This window comes from Terriglobales bacterium (assembly GCA_035624455.1).
GTDB lineage: Bacteria > Acidobacteriota > Terriglobia > Terriglobales > Acidobacteriaceae > DASPRM01.
Window position 1 is genome coordinate 1 of sequence record DASPRM010000126.1, and the last position, 17,080, is coordinate 17,080.

15 protein-coding genes are annotated in these 17,080 nt (G+C 57.6%); 7 read left to right on the forward strand and 8 right to left on the reverse strand.

Annotation, left to right across the window (positions count from 1 at the left end; all coding sequences use genetic code 11):
* The 3 genes from VEG30_14035 to VEG30_14045 form a co-directional block, all read left to right on the forward strand.
* On the forward strand, positions 1–2,401 hold a 2,401-nt coding region (locus tag VEG30_14035), incomplete at its 5' end, for a GAF domain-containing protein (GenBank protein HXZ81044.1).
* A 22-nt stretch (positions 2,402–2,423) separates the two neighbouring features.
* Positions 2,424–2,807, forward strand: a complete 384-nt coding sequence (locus tag VEG30_14040) for a response regulator transcription factor (GenBank protein HXZ81045.1) — start codon at positions 2,424–2,426, stop codon at positions 2,805–2,807.
* A 186-nt stretch (positions 2,808–2,993) separates the two neighbouring features.
* Positions 2,994–4,751, forward strand: coding sequence for an MOSC and FAD-binding oxidoreductase domain-containing protein (locus tag VEG30_14045; GenBank protein ID HXZ81046.1), 1,758 nt, complete (start codon positions 2,994–2,996; stop codon positions 4,749–4,751).
* Positions 4,752–4,897: 146 nt separating this feature from the next.
* Here the strand turns inward: VEG30_14045 and VEG30_14050 are convergent, their stop codons facing one another.
* From VEG30_14050 to VEG30_14070, 5 genes are all read right to left on the reverse strand, one after another.
* Entirely contained in the window at positions 4,898–5,977 is a 1,080-nt protein-coding gene (locus tag VEG30_14050) for a VWA domain-containing protein (GenBank protein ID HXZ81047.1), read from the reverse strand.
* A gap of 236 nt (positions 5,978–6,213) precedes the next feature.
* Positions 6,214–7,311, reverse strand: coding sequence for a hypothetical protein (locus VEG30_14055; protein ID HXZ81048.1), 1,098 nt, complete (start codon positions 7,309–7,311; stop codon positions 6,214–6,216).
* A gap of 170 nt (positions 7,312–7,481) precedes the next feature.
* Positions 7,482–8,141 carry a 3'-5' exonuclease gene (locus VEG30_14060; protein ID HXZ81049.1) on the reverse strand — a complete coding sequence of 220 codons (660 nt, stop codon included), beginning with the start codon at positions 8,139–8,141 and terminating at the stop codon, positions 7,482–7,484.
* 3 nt (positions 8,142–8,144) lie between these two features.
* Positions 8,145–10,094, reverse strand: a complete 1,950-nt coding sequence (locus VEG30_14065) for a DUF294 nucleotidyltransferase-like domain-containing protein (protein ID HXZ81050.1) — start codon at positions 10,092–10,094, stop codon at positions 8,145–8,147.
* A gap of 134 nt (positions 10,095–10,228) precedes the next feature.
* Positions 10,229–11,683, reverse strand: a complete 1,455-nt coding sequence (locus tag VEG30_14070) for an AMIN domain-containing protein (GenBank protein HXZ81051.1) — start codon at positions 11,681–11,683, stop codon at positions 10,229–10,231.
* A 259-nt stretch (positions 11,684–11,942) separates the two neighbouring features.
* Here VEG30_14070 and VEG30_14075 point away from each other — a divergent pair, with 259 nt between their 5' ends.
* Together VEG30_14075 and VEG30_14080 are read left to right on the forward strand one after the other, a co-directional pair.
* The gene (locus tag VEG30_14075; GenBank protein ID HXZ81052.1) at positions 11,943–12,611 is read left to right on the forward strand and encodes a class I SAM-dependent methyltransferase; all 669 of its coding nucleotides are present in this window, start codon (positions 11,943–11,945) and stop codon (positions 12,609–12,611) included.
* A 277-nt stretch (positions 12,612–12,888) separates the two neighbouring features.
* Positions 12,889–13,371 carry a YbaK/EbsC family protein gene (locus VEG30_14080; GenBank protein ID HXZ81053.1) on the forward strand — a complete coding sequence of 161 codons (483 nt, stop codon included), beginning with the start codon at positions 12,889–12,891 and terminating at the stop codon, positions 13,369–13,371.
* 318 nt (positions 13,372–13,689) lie between these two features.
* Here the strand turns inward: VEG30_14080 and VEG30_14085 are convergent, their stop codons facing one another.
* Both VEG30_14085 and VEG30_14090 read right to left on the reverse strand, forming a co-directional pair.
* Entirely contained in the window at positions 13,690–14,064 is a 375-nt protein-coding gene (locus VEG30_14085; protein ID HXZ81054.1) for an IPT/TIG domain-containing protein, read from the reverse strand.
* A gap of 204 nt (positions 14,065–14,268) precedes the next feature.
* The gene (locus VEG30_14090; GenBank protein ID HXZ81055.1) at positions 14,269–14,700 is read right to left on the reverse strand and encodes a TOBE domain-containing protein; all 432 of its coding nucleotides are present in this window, start codon (positions 14,698–14,700) and stop codon (positions 14,269–14,271) included.
* A gap of 181 nt (positions 14,701–14,881) precedes the next feature.
* Here VEG30_14090 and VEG30_14095 point away from each other — a divergent pair, with 181 nt between their 5' ends.
* Positions 14,882–15,709 (forward strand): hypothetical protein, encoded by an 828-nt coding sequence (locus tag VEG30_14095; GenBank protein ID HXZ81056.1) that lies wholly within the window; start codon positions 14,882–14,884, stop codon positions 15,707–15,709.
* Positions 15,710–15,825: 116 nt separating this feature from the next.
* Here VEG30_14095 and VEG30_14100 read toward each other — a convergent pair whose 3' ends face one another.
* Positions 15,826–16,230 (reverse strand): hypothetical protein, encoded by a 405-nt coding sequence (locus tag VEG30_14100; protein HXZ81057.1) that lies wholly within the window; start codon positions 16,228–16,230, stop codon positions 15,826–15,828.
* A gap of 215 nt (positions 16,231–16,445) precedes the next feature.
* Between VEG30_14100 and VEG30_14105 the strand changes: the two genes are divergently transcribed.
* Positions 16,446–16,943, forward strand: a complete 498-nt coding sequence (locus tag VEG30_14105) for a hypothetical protein (GenBank protein HXZ81058.1) — start codon at positions 16,446–16,448, stop codon at positions 16,941–16,943.
* Positions 16,944–17,080: the final 137 nt, after the last annotated feature.

The window sequence follows — 17,080 nt, forward strand, 5'->3', positions numbered from 1 at the left end:
CGCGGGGGTCGGCGCCGGAGCCGCCGATTACCTCACCAAACCGTTCTCCACTCGCGAACTGCTGGCACGTGTCAATTCGCAGCTGAATATGGCACGAACACGGCGAGAAGCTGCGGAAGTAGAACGCAAGCTCCGTGCCGAAGCTGAACTCGAACGCAATCGGCTCCAGCACGAGATCGCCGATATCAAACTCCTGCGGGGCGTCAGCGCGCAGTTGATCTACGAGGACGTCGGCTCAATTTACGAGAAGATCTTGGATGCTGCGGCCGCCATCATGGGTTCGGACTACGCCACCATGCAGGCGTTTTATCCCGAGCGTGGTAATGGTGGGGAGCTTCGCATGCTCGGCTACCGGGGACTGAGTCCACAAGCTGCGAAGTTCTGGGAATGGGTGCGACCTGATTCGGGATGCACATGCGGTGAGGCTCTCCGCACCGGGAAGCGGGCGATCGCAGCCGATGTGAAAACCTGCGAATTCATGGCTGGCAGCGCCGACCAAGCAGCCTACCTGGCAGCCGACATTCACGCCGGGCAGAGCACACCTCTGCTGTCGCGCAGCGGAAAGTTGCTGGGCATGATCTCCACCCACTGGCGCAACCCACACCAGCCGTCGGAGCGTGACCTGCGCCTGCTGGACATCCTCTCGCGACAAGCCGCCGATCTCATCGAGCGAGTGCAGGCCCAGGAGGCGCTGCGCCGAAGTGCAAAGTGGCTTGCCGGCCAGAAGGAAGCGTTCCAAGCCGCAGTCAACGCTGCGCCGCTTGACGTATCTCTTGGTGTCCTCGTCAAGGCCGCTGTCGAGCAGACAGACGGCGAAGCCAAGTGTGCCTTTTATATTGCCGATGCCAGCGGGACCACGCTGCAGCACGTCACGGGCATGCCCGAAGACTACGCGGAATGTGTTGATGGATTTAAGATCGGTCCGGAGTCGCTGGCGTGCGGCTTGGCCGTACACACCGGTCAGCCGGTCATTACTCCCGATGTAACCAAAGAGGCGCGCTGGAAGCCATGGTTGGGGGTGGCTGAGAAGTTTGACTACCGCGCATGCTGGTCCTTTCCCGTGGAAACGTCGGGAGGGAAAGTGGTCGGCACCTTTGCCATGTATTTCAAGGAGCCGCGAGACGCGACATCGCGCGACCGTGAGCTCGCAGCGTTGCTGGCACAGGCCGCGGGCATCATCATCTCTCGTTATCAAGAGGGGGAAGAGCGAGCACGAGCCGAAAGCGTGCTGCGCGAAAGCGAGGGGCGGTTCCGCGCACTCGTCAATGCCACTTCCTATGTGGTCTATCGTATGAGTCCCGACTGGAGCGAGATGCGCCAGCTCGAAGGCAGGGGATTTATCTCCGATACAGGAAAACCCAGAACGGATTGGTTGGAAGAATACATCTATCCCGATGATCGGGAATTGGTATTGCGGGCGATGCGCGAGGCAGTGCGGGCCAAGAGCATATTCCAACTTGAGCATCGAGTCCGTCGGACAGACGGGACCTTGGGATGGGCTTACTCGCGCGCTGTTCCGCTACTCGATGACAAAGGTAAGATCATCGAATGGTTCGGTGCGGCAAGCGACGTGACAGCGCGCAAAGACGCCGAGGACAGATACCGGAAGTTGGCTGAGACGCTGGACGCAGAGGTACGCGCTCGCACGCGAGACTTGGAGAAGCGAAATGCCGAAATACTGAGGCAATCCGAGCAAGTTCGGGAGCTCTCCTGGCGTTTGCTGCGATCGCAAGATGAAGAACGCAGACACATTGCGCGAGAATTGCATGACAGTGCCGGCCAAACATTGACGGTCTTGGGCGTCAACCTGGTTCAGCTTGCCCAGAAAGCGGGCCGCAACGCTCCTGAACTTGCGACCGAAGCGGAAACCATCCAGGAAATGGTTCAGCAGTTGCATCGAGACATTCGAACCACGTCTTATCTGCTGCACCCGCCTTTGCTGGACGAGAGCGGGCTGTACTCTGCCCTCACCTGGTATACACAAGGCCTTGTCGAGCGCAGCGGGTTGCAAATCAACCTGGAGATCTCAGAAGACTTCGGAAGATTGCCGCGCGATATGGAACTGGTAGTTTTTCGCTTAGTACAAGAGTGTTTGACGAATATCCATCGTCACTCGGGAAGTAAAACGGCATCCATCCGAATTGCGCGTCTAGGAAGTGAGGTCACCGTGGGCATAGAGGATAAAGGCCACGGCATGTCACCTCAGCGGTTGGCTGAAATTCAATCCGGAAGTTCAGGCGTGGGCATCCGCGGGATGAGGGAACGGCTGCGTCAATTTGAAGGCGAAATGAAGATTCATTCGGAGGGCAGCGGAACTAAGATCTTGGTCACGATTCCACTTCCGAAAGGCGCGGGAGAAGAAGATTCGCCGACAGCCGAGTCTCTCCAAGCCGCTATTTAGGAATTGAAGCGGAGAATCGCCCATGCGAATCCTGATCGCTGATGACAACCAGTTCGTTCGGCGGGCGATAGTGGGGCTTCTCGCGCAGCAAGACGGCATTGAAGTGTGTGGGGAAGCATCGGACTCGGCAGATGCGATTCAAAAAGCAACTGAGCTACAGCCTGACATGATCTTGCTGGACATCAGTATGCCGGGGAGAAACGGCCTGGAAACAGCGCGTGTTCTGAAGCAGAAGTTTCCGGAAACCAAAATCCTGATTGTCAGCCAACACGACCCTAAACAGATGCTGGCGCGCTCGCTCGAGGTGGGGGCCAGTGGTTGTATCGAGAAGGCTCGACTCGCGATCGATCTGCTGCCGATGATTCGAGGTCTGCAAAAGGCATCCTGTAGTCACGTTCCTCGTTAGTCTGCCAGCGGCCGCGGGGTCACTTCAGCTGTTGCGTGCGACGAATCCTGTTCCCACCCTTCGCCCCCGGCTCAGGGTGGGGCACCCCGGCTACATCGGGTCGTTTGATCTGCGGTTTCTTATGCGAGTGAAACCTGTCTGGATCGAGCGGGTTCTAACCAGATGCCGGACTTCGACGAGGTATCAATGCCCCGATTGCTTTCGCTAAATGTCGGTCTTCCACGCGACGTGACATGGAACGGCAAAACTGTCCGCACCGCAGTCTGGAAATCTCCGGTCACGGGACGGCGAATGGTGCGCAAGCTCAATATTGTTGGCGATGCCCAAGGCGATCTCGTTGGTCATGGTGGGGAGCGGCGAGCCGTTTTTGTTTATCAGATGGACTCCTATCACTATTGGGAACGCATCCTTGCACGTAATGACTTCATCTTCGGCCAGTTCGGAGAAAACTTCACGGTTGAGGGACTTCCTGATAACGAGGTCTGCATTGGGGATCGCTACCGCATTGGTGACGCGATATTTGAGGTGACACAGCCGCGCGTAACGTGCTACCGCGTGGGCATCCGCATGAACGAAGCTCGTATGCCGGCCCTGCTCGTAGCACATCGCAGACCAGGATTTTACTTTCGTGTATTGCAGGAGGGAGAAGTTGGTGCGGGCGATGACATCGTGAAAATTGCTGACGGTCCAGAACGGATGAGCGTGGCCGATATTGATGCTCTCCTGTATTTGCCTGGACACTCTCGCGAGCAACTGGAACGTGCGCTCCGCATACCGGCTCTAAGCAAAGGTTGGCAATCTTCTTTCCAAGCGATGCTCGAACAAGAGTCGAGCGCGAAAGGCGTTGCAGGGAATCCGGGACTCGCAAATGAGGAACAAGCTCCAGCATGGCCCGGCTTTCGACCCATGCGAGTCGGGAACATTCATAAGGAAAGCGATAGCGTAACTTCCTTCATCCTTAAGCCAATCGATGGGCAACCACTCCCTGTCTTCCAGGCGGGTTTATTTGTTGTCTTGCGCTTGCATCTCGACCCGGGCAACTCCCCCGTTCTTCGCAGCTATTCGCTGTCTGATCTGCCGGCAGCCGACCATTTCCGCATCAGCGTCAAGAGCGAATTAAACGGGATTGGAAGTTCCTATCTGTGCAACCGTACACACGAAGGCGATGTATTGGATGTTAGTGCACCGCGAGGAAGCTTCACGCTGCGTCAAAGCCAGGGTCCTGTGGTTCTGCTGAGCGCTGGAGTGGGCGCAACGCCAGTCATGTCGATGCTCCACGCACTGGCCGCCGAAAGCTCGCAACGAGAGGTCTGGTGGATCTATGGAGCGCGCAATCGCGTCGACCACCCCTTTGCAGAAGAATCGCGTTCCTTACTGAAACAGCTCTCTCGCGGACGAGGATACATCGTGTACAGCAGGCCCGCTGCAAGCGACCGCGTCGGGATAGACTTCGATGCTCCCGGACACATTGACATAGCTTTGCTTGAGAGAATTGGCGTGTCACAGGCTAGTGACTTCTATCTGTGTGGACCATCTGCATTTTTGCAAAATATGCGCGATGGGCTGCGAAACTGGGGCGTGCTCCCCGGGAATGTGCACACGGAAATCTTCGGTTCTCTCGAGACTATTACCCCTGGTATGGCGCCGGTTAATCACACGCCTCACCTGCCACAAGGGCCGCCCGGATCTGGCCCCCCAGTCTCATTCGCACGTAGCGGGATTACCGCCGCTTGGGATCCGAAATTCGCGAGCTTGCTTGAACTGGCTGAAGCCTGCGACGTTCAGGTCAGATGGTCGTGCCGGACTGGAGTCTGTCACACCTGCATGACCGGTCTGATTGCCGGATCGACTGTTTATAACCCTGAGCCGCTGGAGAGGCCCGCTCCCGGGAACGTGCTCGTGTGCTGTTCCCAGCCGAACGCGGATGTCACTCTGGACCTTTGAGGGAAACGGGAGGAGTCCAATGCGTCCTGATATTGTGCCCTGAGATCATCGAGAACTTGCTGGAGATGCCATAGCGGTGAAATGAGACTCTTCGTATTCTCACGGTGGATAGCGATCATTTCTGGTGGGCCCTCTACGACGACCCTCTACTGCATCGCCTGATACTTCGGATGTGCGTAATATCCTTTGCGGGCGTAGACTTTGTAGCCTCGCTGTTGAGTGACGATCTGGATTTTGCGGAATTTTCCATCCCAGTTCTGGTTCTCAGGGTAGTAGCCGAGGCTGTACTGCTGATGAAGTTCGTTTGAGATTTCGTCCAGCGCGGCATTCAGCCTATCCATGCCTCTCACCTCAAGCATGCGACCCCCGGTTGCCTCCGCCAGCTTCTTCAGCACTTCTTCTCCGTGCTCATCTCTCTCATAGGTATGAATCACATCACAGTGATCGCGGTGCGTGCGATCGCGAGGCGGATCGTAGATCTGCAGGACATAAGCAATGACGTCATTTTGCAGCAAGACCTCTAGAGCGTCCTCCAGCGTGGATTCGCTCTTGGAATCCCCCGACATGGCAACCACTACCACCGCTTTTCGTCCTATCTCGTGCTGAAGGTAGCGGAGTGTAGAAACCCGGAGGGCATCGTAAAGGTGGGCTTCACGGTGCTGGTTGTAGGGCTGCCCCGTGGGTCCAATGGGAGGAATTGGTCCGGGAAAGGTTCGCGGCGGGGGCGCCTGATCAGGAGTACCGAATGTCGTTGCCCAGTTGCGAATCTCATCGACCCTTTCCTGTAACAACTGAGTGTCGGAGGTGGGAACTTGAAGCGTGTCCACGCGGGCGTGATAGCTCAAGATAAAGCCAAGATCAGTCGGTCGAACTACGTGTTGCATGAACATGCTCGTGGCCGCCGCCTCTTCGTTGAGAATCCAGGCCATACCTGTGCCGGTATCGAGCAGCACGCCAACGTTGAGCACCACATCGCTGTGGTTGGCAAAAAATTTGATGGGCTGTTCTTTGCCATCTTCGAGCACCCGGAATTCTCCTCGGTCCAGCTGGCCGGCCAGGCGCTTCTTGTCATCGCGTACAGTGAAGTACACGGAGACCAGGTCGACGTTCTTTTTGAAGACGTTGTCCTGATCGGTTTTATCCTGTGCAACTGCGGCTGCCGATAAAACAAGGATGACGATGGAGAAAACCAGGACCAGCAGAGACACTTCTGTCGTCCGACGCATACAACGCTCCTCGAAGAGGGGACGGTAAGAGTAGATGCGGGTATTCCGCCGAGTTGTTGCTCGCCCGCGGCAAAATTCAAGCCCAGGCGGACGTGAGCCCATCCTGATGCCGTCGAAGCTGAGCTTAATCTCTACATCACAAGTAATCCTGATCACTTGGAGGCGATAGTAGCACTATCTCCATCAGCGGCGGAGTGTTGCGTGCGCTTCACGCGCAGTCTGCGGCAGGCGGCGGATCAGGAGAGAAACGCCGCGGTCGCAATGCCCGCGAGAATTCCGGTCAGGGAGATGGCCGCAAATACCGAGGACGCGGTGCGCCAGGAAATCGCTTTGCCGGTCACCAGGAAAGAATAGACGCTGTAGGCGCCGAGGGTGCAGAGGAGGGTGGCCACGTAGGGCAGCGGAACGCCGCTGCGCAGGGCGACAAAAGAGGCAAACACATCAAACGCCATAGGCACCGGCAAGAATGTGCCTACGATCGCGACTGCGGTCAGGCGAAGTGGGGTCACCGCCGCGTGCAAAGCGGTTTGTGGGATCAGTTCGATGGCCAGCGCTCCCAACGCAGCCGCCAGCAGCATTAGCAATCCTGCGGTGCGCAGCAGGTACCAGAGATTTTTGAGGTAGGTCTTCAGAGTGGTGAACAGGGCGTGATTCCAGGAAAGCGCTTCCGCGGCGGGAACCGCACAAGTCCCACTCGAGTCGGCACTGACGGATTTTGCAGCCAAGCGAGGCAGGAAAACCAACAGCACGAGGAATGTCATTCCAAGCTTCAAGGCAGCCAGCGGCAAAGGAAAGAGACTGAACAGGGCCGCCAAAACTACCACGTTTAAAGTTGGAGAGCTGATCATGGTCGCCAGCGCGGATTCCCGGCGCACGCCCGAGGCATAAAGGCCCTGGCCGATGGGAGCGACACAATTCGCGCACACTCCCAGCGGCACTCCGGCCAGCGTTCCCCACAGCACGTTCTTATATGGATTATTCGTGGCGGCGCGTTTCAAGCGCGGCAGCAGGCTGAGAAGCCCTGCGCCGAACAGGAATCCGAAGGTCATTCCGACGCGATTTGCCGCCAGCCAGTTCACAGTCGTGAACGCGACCCGCTTCGGCAATGGCATTGCAGGGGTGACTGGCAGCACGTTGTCGAATGTTATGGCGCCGCGCACCCGCACATTCGCTCCCTGATGGAATTTCTTGTAAAGCGCTGGATAGCGGGAATCGATCCAGAAAATGCTGGCCACAAGGACGAGGATCGCGAGAGTCAACGCGACGGGAAGCCAAGGTGTAGTGGATTGGCCCGAAATTTCCCTGTGACCGGCAGTGACGGTGGTGGATGCCATTTTCTGGACCTCGGGAGAAGGTTATTTTCATCGTGCAATGGGACGAGACTTCAGCTTGCGGCTGATGATTTGGAAGATAATTTTTCCGTGCTCTTGCCCGTTGCCCCACTGCGAAATGTTGAGGGCGGATTTAATCGTGCGGAGGGTGCGTGAGCAATAGTACAAAACTACTACTCGCCGGCAATCCGCAGCAGTTCGCCTAGTGTCTGGACCTTGGCCAAGCCTAATTCGGTCAGCAACTTCTGCCAGAGACGCGCGGTTAGAAACGCATCGTAGAGCGCGTGATGAGCGTCCTCGACCTCGATCTGATGCTCGCGGGCTACGGAGATCAGATCGAGGCGGTCGGTGCGGTCGTCCCAGGCCTCGGGGCTGCGCTTGTTGCGCAAGGAGAGCCAACGATGCACTTTAGCAGTGTCAACGGCAGGGAGATCGAACTCCAGGCCGGCCGTGCGACATTCCTTACGCAACACCTCGAGGTCGATGCGCACAAAATGACCAACGAGCACCGCGCCGGCGGTGAATTCTCTTAACTGCTGCAGCACCTGTCTGGGAGGCTCGCCCTGCGCGACATCATCGGGACGCAGTCCGTGAACCAGGATGGTCTTGACCGGAACCGCTACGCCCGGATTAACCACGCGATAGAACTGCTCGCCCACCCGAATCTTTCCGCCGTCCATGATGATGGCCCCAATGGAAAGGAGGCGGTTCGACTGGTTATCGAGAGAAGTCAGTTCGCTATCGAGGACAGCCCAGCGCGCGCAATCAAGCCGGGTGCGCCGGGATAGATGACCGAGTCGCGAAGGCCGCCACAGACTCAAGCGCCAGGGCATGCGTTATCCGACTTGGGAATCAAGTTGCGCCCAAACAGCCGTGCGGAAATGTGATTCCACCAGCGATTGTGTGCGCGCGACGGTTTGAAATGCTTCCTTAAGCGTGCTCTTCTGCAGTGCTGTGAGGGATTCAGGGTTCACGTAATTGCTGGGCGGCAAGCCAGATTGCTTCTGTTCCAGTTGCCGCTCTAATCGCAGCAGCAGCAGGAACTCGTACGCTTCGTGCAGGTCGTTGAGCAGTTGGGGATCCTGATAGTCGATGGCTTGCAGGGAGAGCAGGCGGTCGAGGGTGCCGGTGCGCGCGATGCCGACATCGATGGCAAACAACCGGGCGGCATGCACGATGGGCGAGGTGCCGTTGAGTTTCAGATCCAGTTCATGCTTGTGCTCACCGCCGCGCTCGACTACCAGGGTGCGGAAGAAACCAAGTGGCGGCTTGTGCATGATAGAAAGATAGGCGAGCACGGATTTGAACAGCCCCGCCGATGCCAGCAAATCGCGAACGTATTCTTCAAGCGCGTGATAAAGGCTGAGATCGCCACCCACCGGGCGCATATCAAAGAAGATCACCGCATCCTGGGCCGAGAGGATGCTGGGATCCTTAATCCATTGATAGAAGTATCTCTTCCACTGCGCGAGCGGCTGCCGCCAGCGCGCGTTGCTGGCCATGTACCCACCGGGGCATGGCGGATAGCCGCAAGCCGTCAATCCTTTGTGCACAAAATCGGCAAACTCCGCGAAGTATTGCGCTGCCGCTGGCTGCCGCTCGTCGGCGAGATCGGCATAAATCAAGCCGTTGTCCTGATCGGTTTTGAAGGTCTGCTCGCGGCGGCCTTCGCTTCCCAGCACTACCCAGCAGTAAGGCGCGGGAGGCTTGCCCAGCTTGCTTTCCGCCAGCTGCAGGATCTTATTCAGGACGTGGTCGTTCAGTTCCGCAACTACGCGAGTGATGTGGCTGGCGCGGGCGCCCTCGCGCATCAGCAGGGGAATCAAATGCCCAATGCGATCCTGCGAGACCGCCAGGCTCTCCACATCGGTCTTAGCGGCAATATCGCGCACGATGCTCAAAGGCGAATCACTTTGCAGCAGAAGCAGATCATGATGACTGATTGCGCCTTTGGGCACCCCGTCCTGCGTCACCAGGATGTGGTGAATGTTGTTGCCCAGCATTAAGACCAGCGCCTGGAACGCCGGTTCGCTAGCCTCAATCGAGACCACTGGCGAACTCATGATCAGGGTTACGGGCATTTCGGCCGGCAGTTTTAGGGCGACGATTTTGACGGAAAAATCCTTGTCGGTGACGATTCCCTGAGCACGACCCTCGTCGTCGGTAACGAAGAGGCAAGTGGCGTCTGACTTTGCCAGCAGTTCTGCCGCGGCTTGGGCAGTGGTCGTCATATCGCAAAGCAATGGAGGACGGGCCACCAGCTCGCCTACCGTGAGCGAATAGAGAAGGCGTTCGCTGTTGCCCAGAAGCTGTGAACGCGAACGAATCTCGCTCAAACTGCGATCCATGTAGCGAGTGACCGAGGTGTGAATGAAGTGGCTGGCGACGTTCGGGTAGGAGGTGATGATCCTTTGCATCTCGCTCCACGGCAGGCTGTAGCAGAGCGTATCTTCTAAGGCGGTCACATCCAGGCGGGCGCGATTGCCGCCGACCACGGAAAGCAGGCCGAAGATCTCTCCCTCGCTGCGCATGTCGAGCGGAACTTCTTCTCCCAACTCCGTCCGGATGGTCAGCTTGACCGCGCCTTTCTGCACGATGTAAAGCGAATCGGAAGCCTTGCTTCCGGCGGTAAGAATCGCCTTGCCGCGCGGGAAATATTCCAGCGATATGGTTCCTGCCAAACGGCGGAGCTCGTTTTCAGGCAGATATTGGAAGGGCGGAATGCTCTTCACAAAGGTCACGACTGCATCGGTGACCATCGAGCGGGAAGATTGAGTGGGTGCCACGGCAAATCAACTCGCGCTGCGCTTCCTGGGGCGGTTATATCACCAAACTTCACGGCAACCAAACCGCTTCTGCGGGGCTGGGCTTTCGCGTTGCAGACCATTTGGCAAACTAGAAAGGAGTTCTCGCACACACTTCAGGGGGCGGTTTTGGGAGTCAGAATGATCTTTTGCAGTCCTGTGGGCGATTCCACGATCAGGTAAGTGAAGGATGATCCCTGCAGCAGCTGGGTCATCACATCCCGGGGGTTGCCGGGTCCGAGTTTGGCCACTACGCGCTCAAAGGCTCCCTCGGCCATCGGCATATCGACCTGCGCACCCGTTTGCGAGCTTACTTCGTAGAGGATGTCGGCCATAGTGGAATTTTCCGCGTCGATGGTCAGCAGGCCGTTCTGGAAAATCACCTTTGGTTTCTGCGGCGTAATACCCGAGACCTCAGCCCCGGCAGCTTCTGGCGCAGGCTGGGATGAGGGCGCGGGCGCAGCGGACGCCGCGCTATGAGACGGTGAATTCGCGGCGGTTGGTTGAGCGGCTGCTGCAAGATGTTGAGAGACCGCGGCTGCGGTCGGCGCCACGGAACGAGCAGGCGGATTTGCAGCCACCCGGCTCACGCGAGGCGGGCGCGGATTAACGGCGTTAGCAGCGACGCCGGAAGCGCTGCCGGCTTCCACTGGCTGGATGACGACGTCATTCGCGTTCAAGGAAATCTTTGGCGGTCGCTTCGCGCTCTCTACCTCGAGGACCACGCGAGTGATGGGCGGATTTTCCTGAAACAGCCCCAGGCGCACTGTCTGAATTCCATCCTGATGCACAGCGAGGCGGCGTGGAGCAGTTCCTGGCAACGTATTAGGGAAGTCCACAACAATACGCTCGGGATTGCTAAGCGCTGAGACCAGCGGCTTGATAGGTCCACTAAGCTCGGCTTTCACTACCATCCCATCCGGCTGCCGTACGATGGATAGTCCACGAAGTGCCAGCGTGCTGGGGCTGGCGGTCGTGCCGGGGCTGGGCGAATTCTTCGGTGTCTCGTTCGGGTGCAGCGGCACATTGGACGCTAAGGCCACCGGGGGCTTGGAAGTCGGGGGTGGAGGTGAATTGGAAGCCGCGGGCGCAGGGGCCACTTTAGGAGGCGCAGCGGCTATTGCCGCCGGCGGCCCGCTTGTTGCGACAGAGCCGATCTGCAAGATCAATTTATTTCCTTGCGAGATGAGCTGGTGAGCCGCGGGCTTCTCGAGATCGACCACGACCCGCAGCGTAGGGGGATTGGTGCGGAAGAGCGATTCACGGATCGCAGTGACTCCGGATTTCTGCACCGGAATGCGGCGATACTCGGCACGCGGCGCATCGACAGGGATGTCGACCGCGATGCGCGGCGGATTTTCGAGAACGGTTACGGTTCCGGTCAGCGCAGCTGTGCCGGAGATCTCGACGTCGACGCCTTTTTCGGTGGAAACGGCCTGAATGTTGGTGATCTCGAGAGAAGCCGCGGTTGGATGTTGTGCCGGAGGGGTTTCAGCAAAACCCGGACAGAGCCAGGTAGCCAGGAAAACCAGACATCCTGGGACGAGTCCGGTACGAAGCGAATAAGACATGGGCCTAGGACGACAGATCACAGCTTGGCAACTTAGATGATGGTAACCGAATTGTAAACCAGAACCATCGGGCAAACTGCCATGAAGCAGAGAAGTTAATGCCGATCGGAGAGGAAGGTTAATTCCCCGCGCCGCAGTCACTAGCGCTTTTGCCGGCCCCGAGACGAATGCGAGTGTTCGCCGCAAGAGAGGACAGCAACCATTTTCTGCTTTCAGAGTCTTTATCGTAGCAAGGACGACCGTCCTTTCTGAGGAACCAATGCCCAAATCGCGAATTGCCGCGCTCATGCTGGCCGTGGCCACCTTGATTGGCGCGGAGATGCTCCCGGGCGGAACCGGCCAGCAGGTCGATAGCCGTAAAGCCAGCCCGCCGTACACCGGCAATCTCTCCATCTTCGATTCCCCCGGCCGCGAAGACCGACTGCAAATCGAGCGCGTCATGGATCTGCTCAGCATCACACCGGGCAAAACCGTTGCCGACATCGGCGCTGGTTCCGGCTGGTTCACGGTGCGCGCGGCACGCCGCGTCACGGGTACCGGCGTCGTCTACGCCGAGGACATCAATCCCGAGGCGATCGCGTACATCAACGATCGCGCGCAGAAAGAACAGCTGCTGAATATCCACACGATTCTCGGGCACGAAGACAGCGCGCTGCTTCCCGCCGGTCAGATCGATGTCGTCCTCATTCTGAAGAGCTACCACGAGTTCGCGAAACCAGTAATTCTCCAGCGTAACCTCCGTGGGGCGCTCCAGCCCGGCGCGAAGGTGGGCATCATCGACCGCAACGGCAACGACACAACTCACGGCGTCAACCGGGATGTGGTCCTCAAGGAAGCGGCACAAGCCGGCTACGATGTCATCGGCCAATATGACTTTGTCAAAGACGACATGAATTATTTCCTGATATTCACTCCCAAGCCCAACTGACCGATCGAATCGACTTGCGTCACAACGGCTCCCCACCGCTCCGCCATCCCCGGTCGGGCCGGGATGATCCATTCGTGGCGCAATATCGATCTGCCTCCGACGGAACGTTCCGGTCACTCATGCCAGCGATCAAGAGCAGGATGCCGGCACCGTTCCTTTTGCGGAACGGCCCACAGTGTGTGACTGGACGCATTGCGCAGCCTCGGCCTGCAGGTGCAAAATTCAGGCTGTATCAAGGAAGCGCAAGGTCTCTACTTCGGACGTAAAAGGAGAGCCCATGCCAGTCGCTAAACTGCGGGAATTTCTCGACAGCCACAATGTGAAGTACCTCGTAATCTCCCATTCCAAGGCTTACACCGCGCAGGGCATCGCTGCCCTGGCGCACATTCCTGGCCAGGAGCTGGCAAAGACCGTGATTGTCCGGGTCGATGGCGCTCTGGCTATGGCGGTGCTGCCGGCATCCTTCCAGGTCGATCTCAGCCTGTTCAAGGAAGCATGCAGGGCGAAAGCCGTCAGCCTGGCGAGTGAGGCAGAATTCAAGGACAGCTTCCCGGATTGCGAAGTGGGAGCGATGCCTCCGTTCGGCAATCTTTACGGATTGCGGGTATACGTGGAGGAGATGCTCACGCGCGACAAGGAAATCGCTTTCAACGCCGGCTCACACCTGGAGCTGGTCAGGCTGGCCTATGCGGATTTCGAGAGGCTGGTGAAGGCGACAGTGTGCCGGTTTGCGCGCAAAGTGGCAGCTCCAGCAGCCTAAGGATCAGTTGGCTGTTGGGATCGGCCCCTGGTCCTGGGATCGTGGACTGCCTCGCTCAGGATTTTGCTTGTTAAGAGCCCCACCCTATCGCTCCGAGAGCGGGAGGGATGAAGGCGTGCCTCCCAGAGCTTCGTCCACTCTTCCGGCCTCTTTTGGCGGACGGCGGTGAAATCTATTTTGTTATCCTGTCTATAACGACGAGCAAGGACCGGGCACGCCAGACCCGCCCGAGTCGAAGGATCTTGAAGTTCTCAGCCTGCAGGCCCACTCTTCCGCCTGTTTGTGCCAAAGGCTGCTATTAACGCCGCTGCCCTCTTCTCAATTCACCATGAAATTCACCATGTTCGACGCCTGGTTGCTGGCGTTGTACATGCCGCCCACCGTGAGCACATACACCGGTTTCACGCCGGCCATGACAATCTGGGCGGCGGGAATGCTGGCCTGCACCTGATTCCCCGAGACGAACATAGTCGTCATAGCGGTGTTGTTGAAGTAAACCACCGAATTGGATGCGAAGCCGCTTCCGTCCACCGTCAGCACGAACCCTGACCCGCCCGCCGTCGCATTGGTGGGCGCGATCGACATGATCTGGGCCGCACCCACGGCTGACATGGTGCTCGAGCCCATTGAGGAGTTATAGCCGCTGCATCCCACAGCTAACATCGCTAATAGAAGCAGACATATGGTCTTCATGATGTATCTCCGAAGGCAGAAATCCCGTCGCATCCTGACAGAGCGGCGGTTTCTTCCAGTTCGCAGGGAACGCTGCAGAACTAGTTTAGGAACCAGCCTGTGATGGTTTTGTCAGCGGCTTGTCATCTGAAAGTAAAACTTTCGTTGTCAATGGAAGCTTGAAATTTGGAAGGGCAAGGCTGTGGCCGACTGCGGAATGTTGGGTCAGACTCGCAGAATCATGACCTCCGTGGATTTGATCAGAGCGGCGGCGGTCTGCCCCACCTTGAGTTGCATCTCCCGTGCTGAACTCGCGGTAATGATCGACGTGATCTGCTGTCCCCCGATGGAAATCTTCACCTCGGCCATCAGACCGCTGATGCGGACGGAATCGATTCTTCCCACCAGCTGATTGCGCCCACTCACGCGGCGGGTTGCGTCCTTACGTTCCTTCTCAGTACCGCCGCGGGTTCGGAACAGCAGCCGGTCCACTTCGCTCCGCGGAATACGGTGATGCCCGCCAGCAGTCTGCACGCTGCGAATCTTCTTCTTGTAGATCCACTGCTTGATAGTGGGAAAACTAATCCCTAATTCCAGGGCTGCATCGCCCAGCTTCAGCAACTCGGCTGGCTTGGCCGCCTTGGGATTTTTCGGCATGGCAACAAATCGTAAGTTGAATCCACGGCGTGGTCAACGAGCCAGACTCGCGCCCCGGGTGTTGCCCGGAGATTCCACAGGAGACATATAGTATATAATCGTTTTATTTATTTAGTTTAAATAGTATTGGAAATACAATTTGGCCTGTTGTCGATTTCCCAAAAGAATTCTTGAGACGCAAATGCGACAATTTCCTCTCTCCTCCGCAATCTTGCTCACCTTCGCTATGGCCTCGACCGCAGTCTGCCAGGACGGATACTTTTCCAATTGGTTCGCGCGCGTCGACAAGACACAGAAGGAGCAGCCTCACTGGGTGACGCCCATTGCGACCACCACTCCCCGCCTGGAAGAAGAGTTTCGCTACGACCAATTGTGGCAGGTGAATTCTGCCGGCGTCACCACCAACAACTTTGACGGCGGCAAAGGGCTGGAGTTGATTCCCTTGGAAAAAGTTGAAGTGATTTTCAATCTTCCGCCATACCTGATGCACAACAACCGGGCAGTGCAGGACGGATTCGGCGACGTCGCCTTCCTGGTGAAGTATCGCTTGCTATCCTCCAACGAGGAGCGCGGCAATTACATCCTGACCGCATTTCTGGGCTGGAGCCTGCCGACCGGCTCGCACACCAACGGCGCCCGGCACGCAGTCATCACGCCCACGATTGCCTACGGGAAAGGCTTCGGCCACTTCGACCTGCAGGGGACTTTTGGCGTCGGACTTCCCGTGGCCGATACTAGTCTCATCGGCCGGACCTTTGTGTGGAACAACGCCTTTCAGTATCGACTGTTTCGCAAGTTCTGGCCTGAGGTCGAATTCAATTCCACCTTCTTTCAGGAGGGCAAAAACGACGGCCAGAAACAGAACTTTGTCACTCCCGGCCTGGTCATCGGGCGATTTCATCTCTGGGAAAGACTCGGCTTCACGTTCGGCGGGAGCTTCCAGATTGCCACCACCCGCTTCCACACTACCAATCACAACGGAATCTTGACGGTACGTTTCCCATTCTGAAGGCGCCTGAGGGTGCCCCGTTCAAGCGAAGCTTGGGCGGGGTAGTTCGAAGCACTTGCGATTCAGCACTCAGTCTGAACTTCTAACTTCCCCGATCTCAGATCACCCGATTGCGTTCACGGCACTTCCACGTCCAGCTTTGCCTTCGCGCCCATCTCCTTGTATTGCGTGTTCAGCAGCGACACCGTGACCGTGTGCTTGCCGGAGCTGAGGTCGCGAAACATGACTCGCGTATCTTCGGTCACCACCGGCGGATCTTGATCGATCTGGTATTCAAGAATTCCCACGTCATTTCCCCCATAACCAGGGGCGCCCACATCCACCAGACCGACATTCTGAGTTTCGACTTCGACCACCGCGGCATGATTTTTCGCGTTCTTGTCCTTGTCTTGCAACGTGGCGCGCAGCCTGGGATGATCTTTCTGCCCCTGCCAGGCTCCTTCCTGCGCCGCCAATCCTCCCGTAAGAAATCCTCCCAGACACAACGCCAGCGTCACTTCTCTCCACCAACCTGCTTGCATATCTATCCTCCTTGCATGTTCGATCACAGCCGCTTTGGGTCCCTGGCCGACTTTCTTCATATTATCGTGTTACGATGTATATGCTGACATTATTGAAGCAGTTTGGCGGTTCACTGAAGCGAATCGCCAGCCGCCGGCGAATCCTTTTCGCTTCCCGGCGCATCTTTATTGTTAGAGATGGGTTAATTAGGAGTGGGTGAGGAAGGGCCGCACAAATGGTGGGGATGAATCTGGTGCATCTGATCGAGAGCCACTCTGAGGAGCTGGCCAATGGTTTAGTAGAGAGGCTGCTCGCGTCGGAGCGGACTTCTGATTTCCGTAACATCCCTCCGGACAAGCTGCGCCTGGCGGCAGCCGAGCTTTATCGCAATCTGGGCGAGTGGCTGCTGCAGAAGACGGAAGCGGAAACCGCCGAGCGCTTCCGGTTCGTGGGCGCGCTTCGGGCCGCTGAGGGAATCCGCCTCCATCAATTCGTTTGGGCGCTTACCATCAGCCGCAATCATCTCTGGAGATTCCTGCAGCGCCACGGCTTTGCCGACACCATCGTGCAGCTCTACGGCGAACTGGAATTGATACAGATGCTCAACCAGTTCTTCGACCGCGTCGTCTACTACGGTGCCGAGGGATACGAACAAGCCATCGCCGAAGGCCGCTTCGGCAAGAGTGTGCCTCAACCGGCAGAAGCGGAGAGGCTGCCGTTCCTGGCAGTGTAGCCACTGAAAATTTCGGGCCATCCTCTCAGCCCGTCAAAAGGTGTGGCGCGGACACTCCTGTCGGCGTACTCTGTCCGCCGCGTTTCTCATAAGATTAGTCCCCGTTCGATCGGGGATGATTATTAAGATGGGGTTGC

Coding starts and splice junctions, on each gene's coding strand:
- VEG30_14040 (HXZ81045.1), top strand. CDS start 2,424: ATGCGAATCCTGATCGCTGATGACAACCAGTTCGTTCGGCGGGCGATA.
- VEG30_14045 (HXZ81046.1), top strand. CDS start 2,994: ATGCCCCGATTGCTTTCGCTAAATGTCGGTCTTCCACGCGACGTGACA.
- VEG30_14050 (HXZ81047.1), bottom strand. CDS start 5,977: ATGCGTCGGACGACAGAAGTGTCTCTGCTGGTCCTGGTTTTCTCCATC.
- VEG30_14055 (HXZ81048.1), bottom strand. CDS start 7,311: ATGGCATCCACCACCGTCACTGCCGGTCACAGGGAAATTTCGGGCCAA.
- VEG30_14060 (HXZ81049.1), bottom strand. CDS start 8,141: ATGCCCTGGCGCTTGAGTCTGTGGCGGCCTTCGCGACTCGGTCATCTA.
- VEG30_14070 (HXZ81051.1), bottom strand. CDS start 11,683: ATGTCTTATTCGCTTCGTACCGGACTCGTCCCAGGATGTCTGGTTTTC.
- VEG30_14075 (HXZ81052.1), top strand. CDS start 11,943: ATGCCCAAATCGCGAATTGCCGCGCTCATGCTGGCCGTGGCCACCTTG.
- VEG30_14080 (HXZ81053.1), top strand. CDS start 12,889: ATGCCAGTCGCTAAACTGCGGGAATTTCTCGACAGCCACAATGTGAAG.
- VEG30_14085 (HXZ81054.1), bottom strand. CDS start 14,064: ATGAAGACCATATGTCTGCTTCTATTAGCGATGTTAGCTGTGGGATGC.
- VEG30_14090 (HXZ81055.1), bottom strand. CDS start 14,700: ATGCCGAAAAATCCCAAGGCGGCCAAGCCAGCCGAGTTGCTGAAGCTG.
- VEG30_14095 (HXZ81056.1), top strand. CDS start 14,882: ATGCGACAATTTCCTCTCTCCTCCGCAATCTTGCTCACCTTCGCTATG.
- VEG30_14100 (HXZ81057.1), bottom strand. CDS start 16,230: ATGCAAGCAGGTTGGTGGAGAGAAGTGACGCTGGCGTTGTGTCTGGGA.
- VEG30_14105 (HXZ81058.1), top strand. CDS start 16,446: ATGGTGGGGATGAATCTGGTGCATCTGATCGAGAGCCACTCTGAGGAG.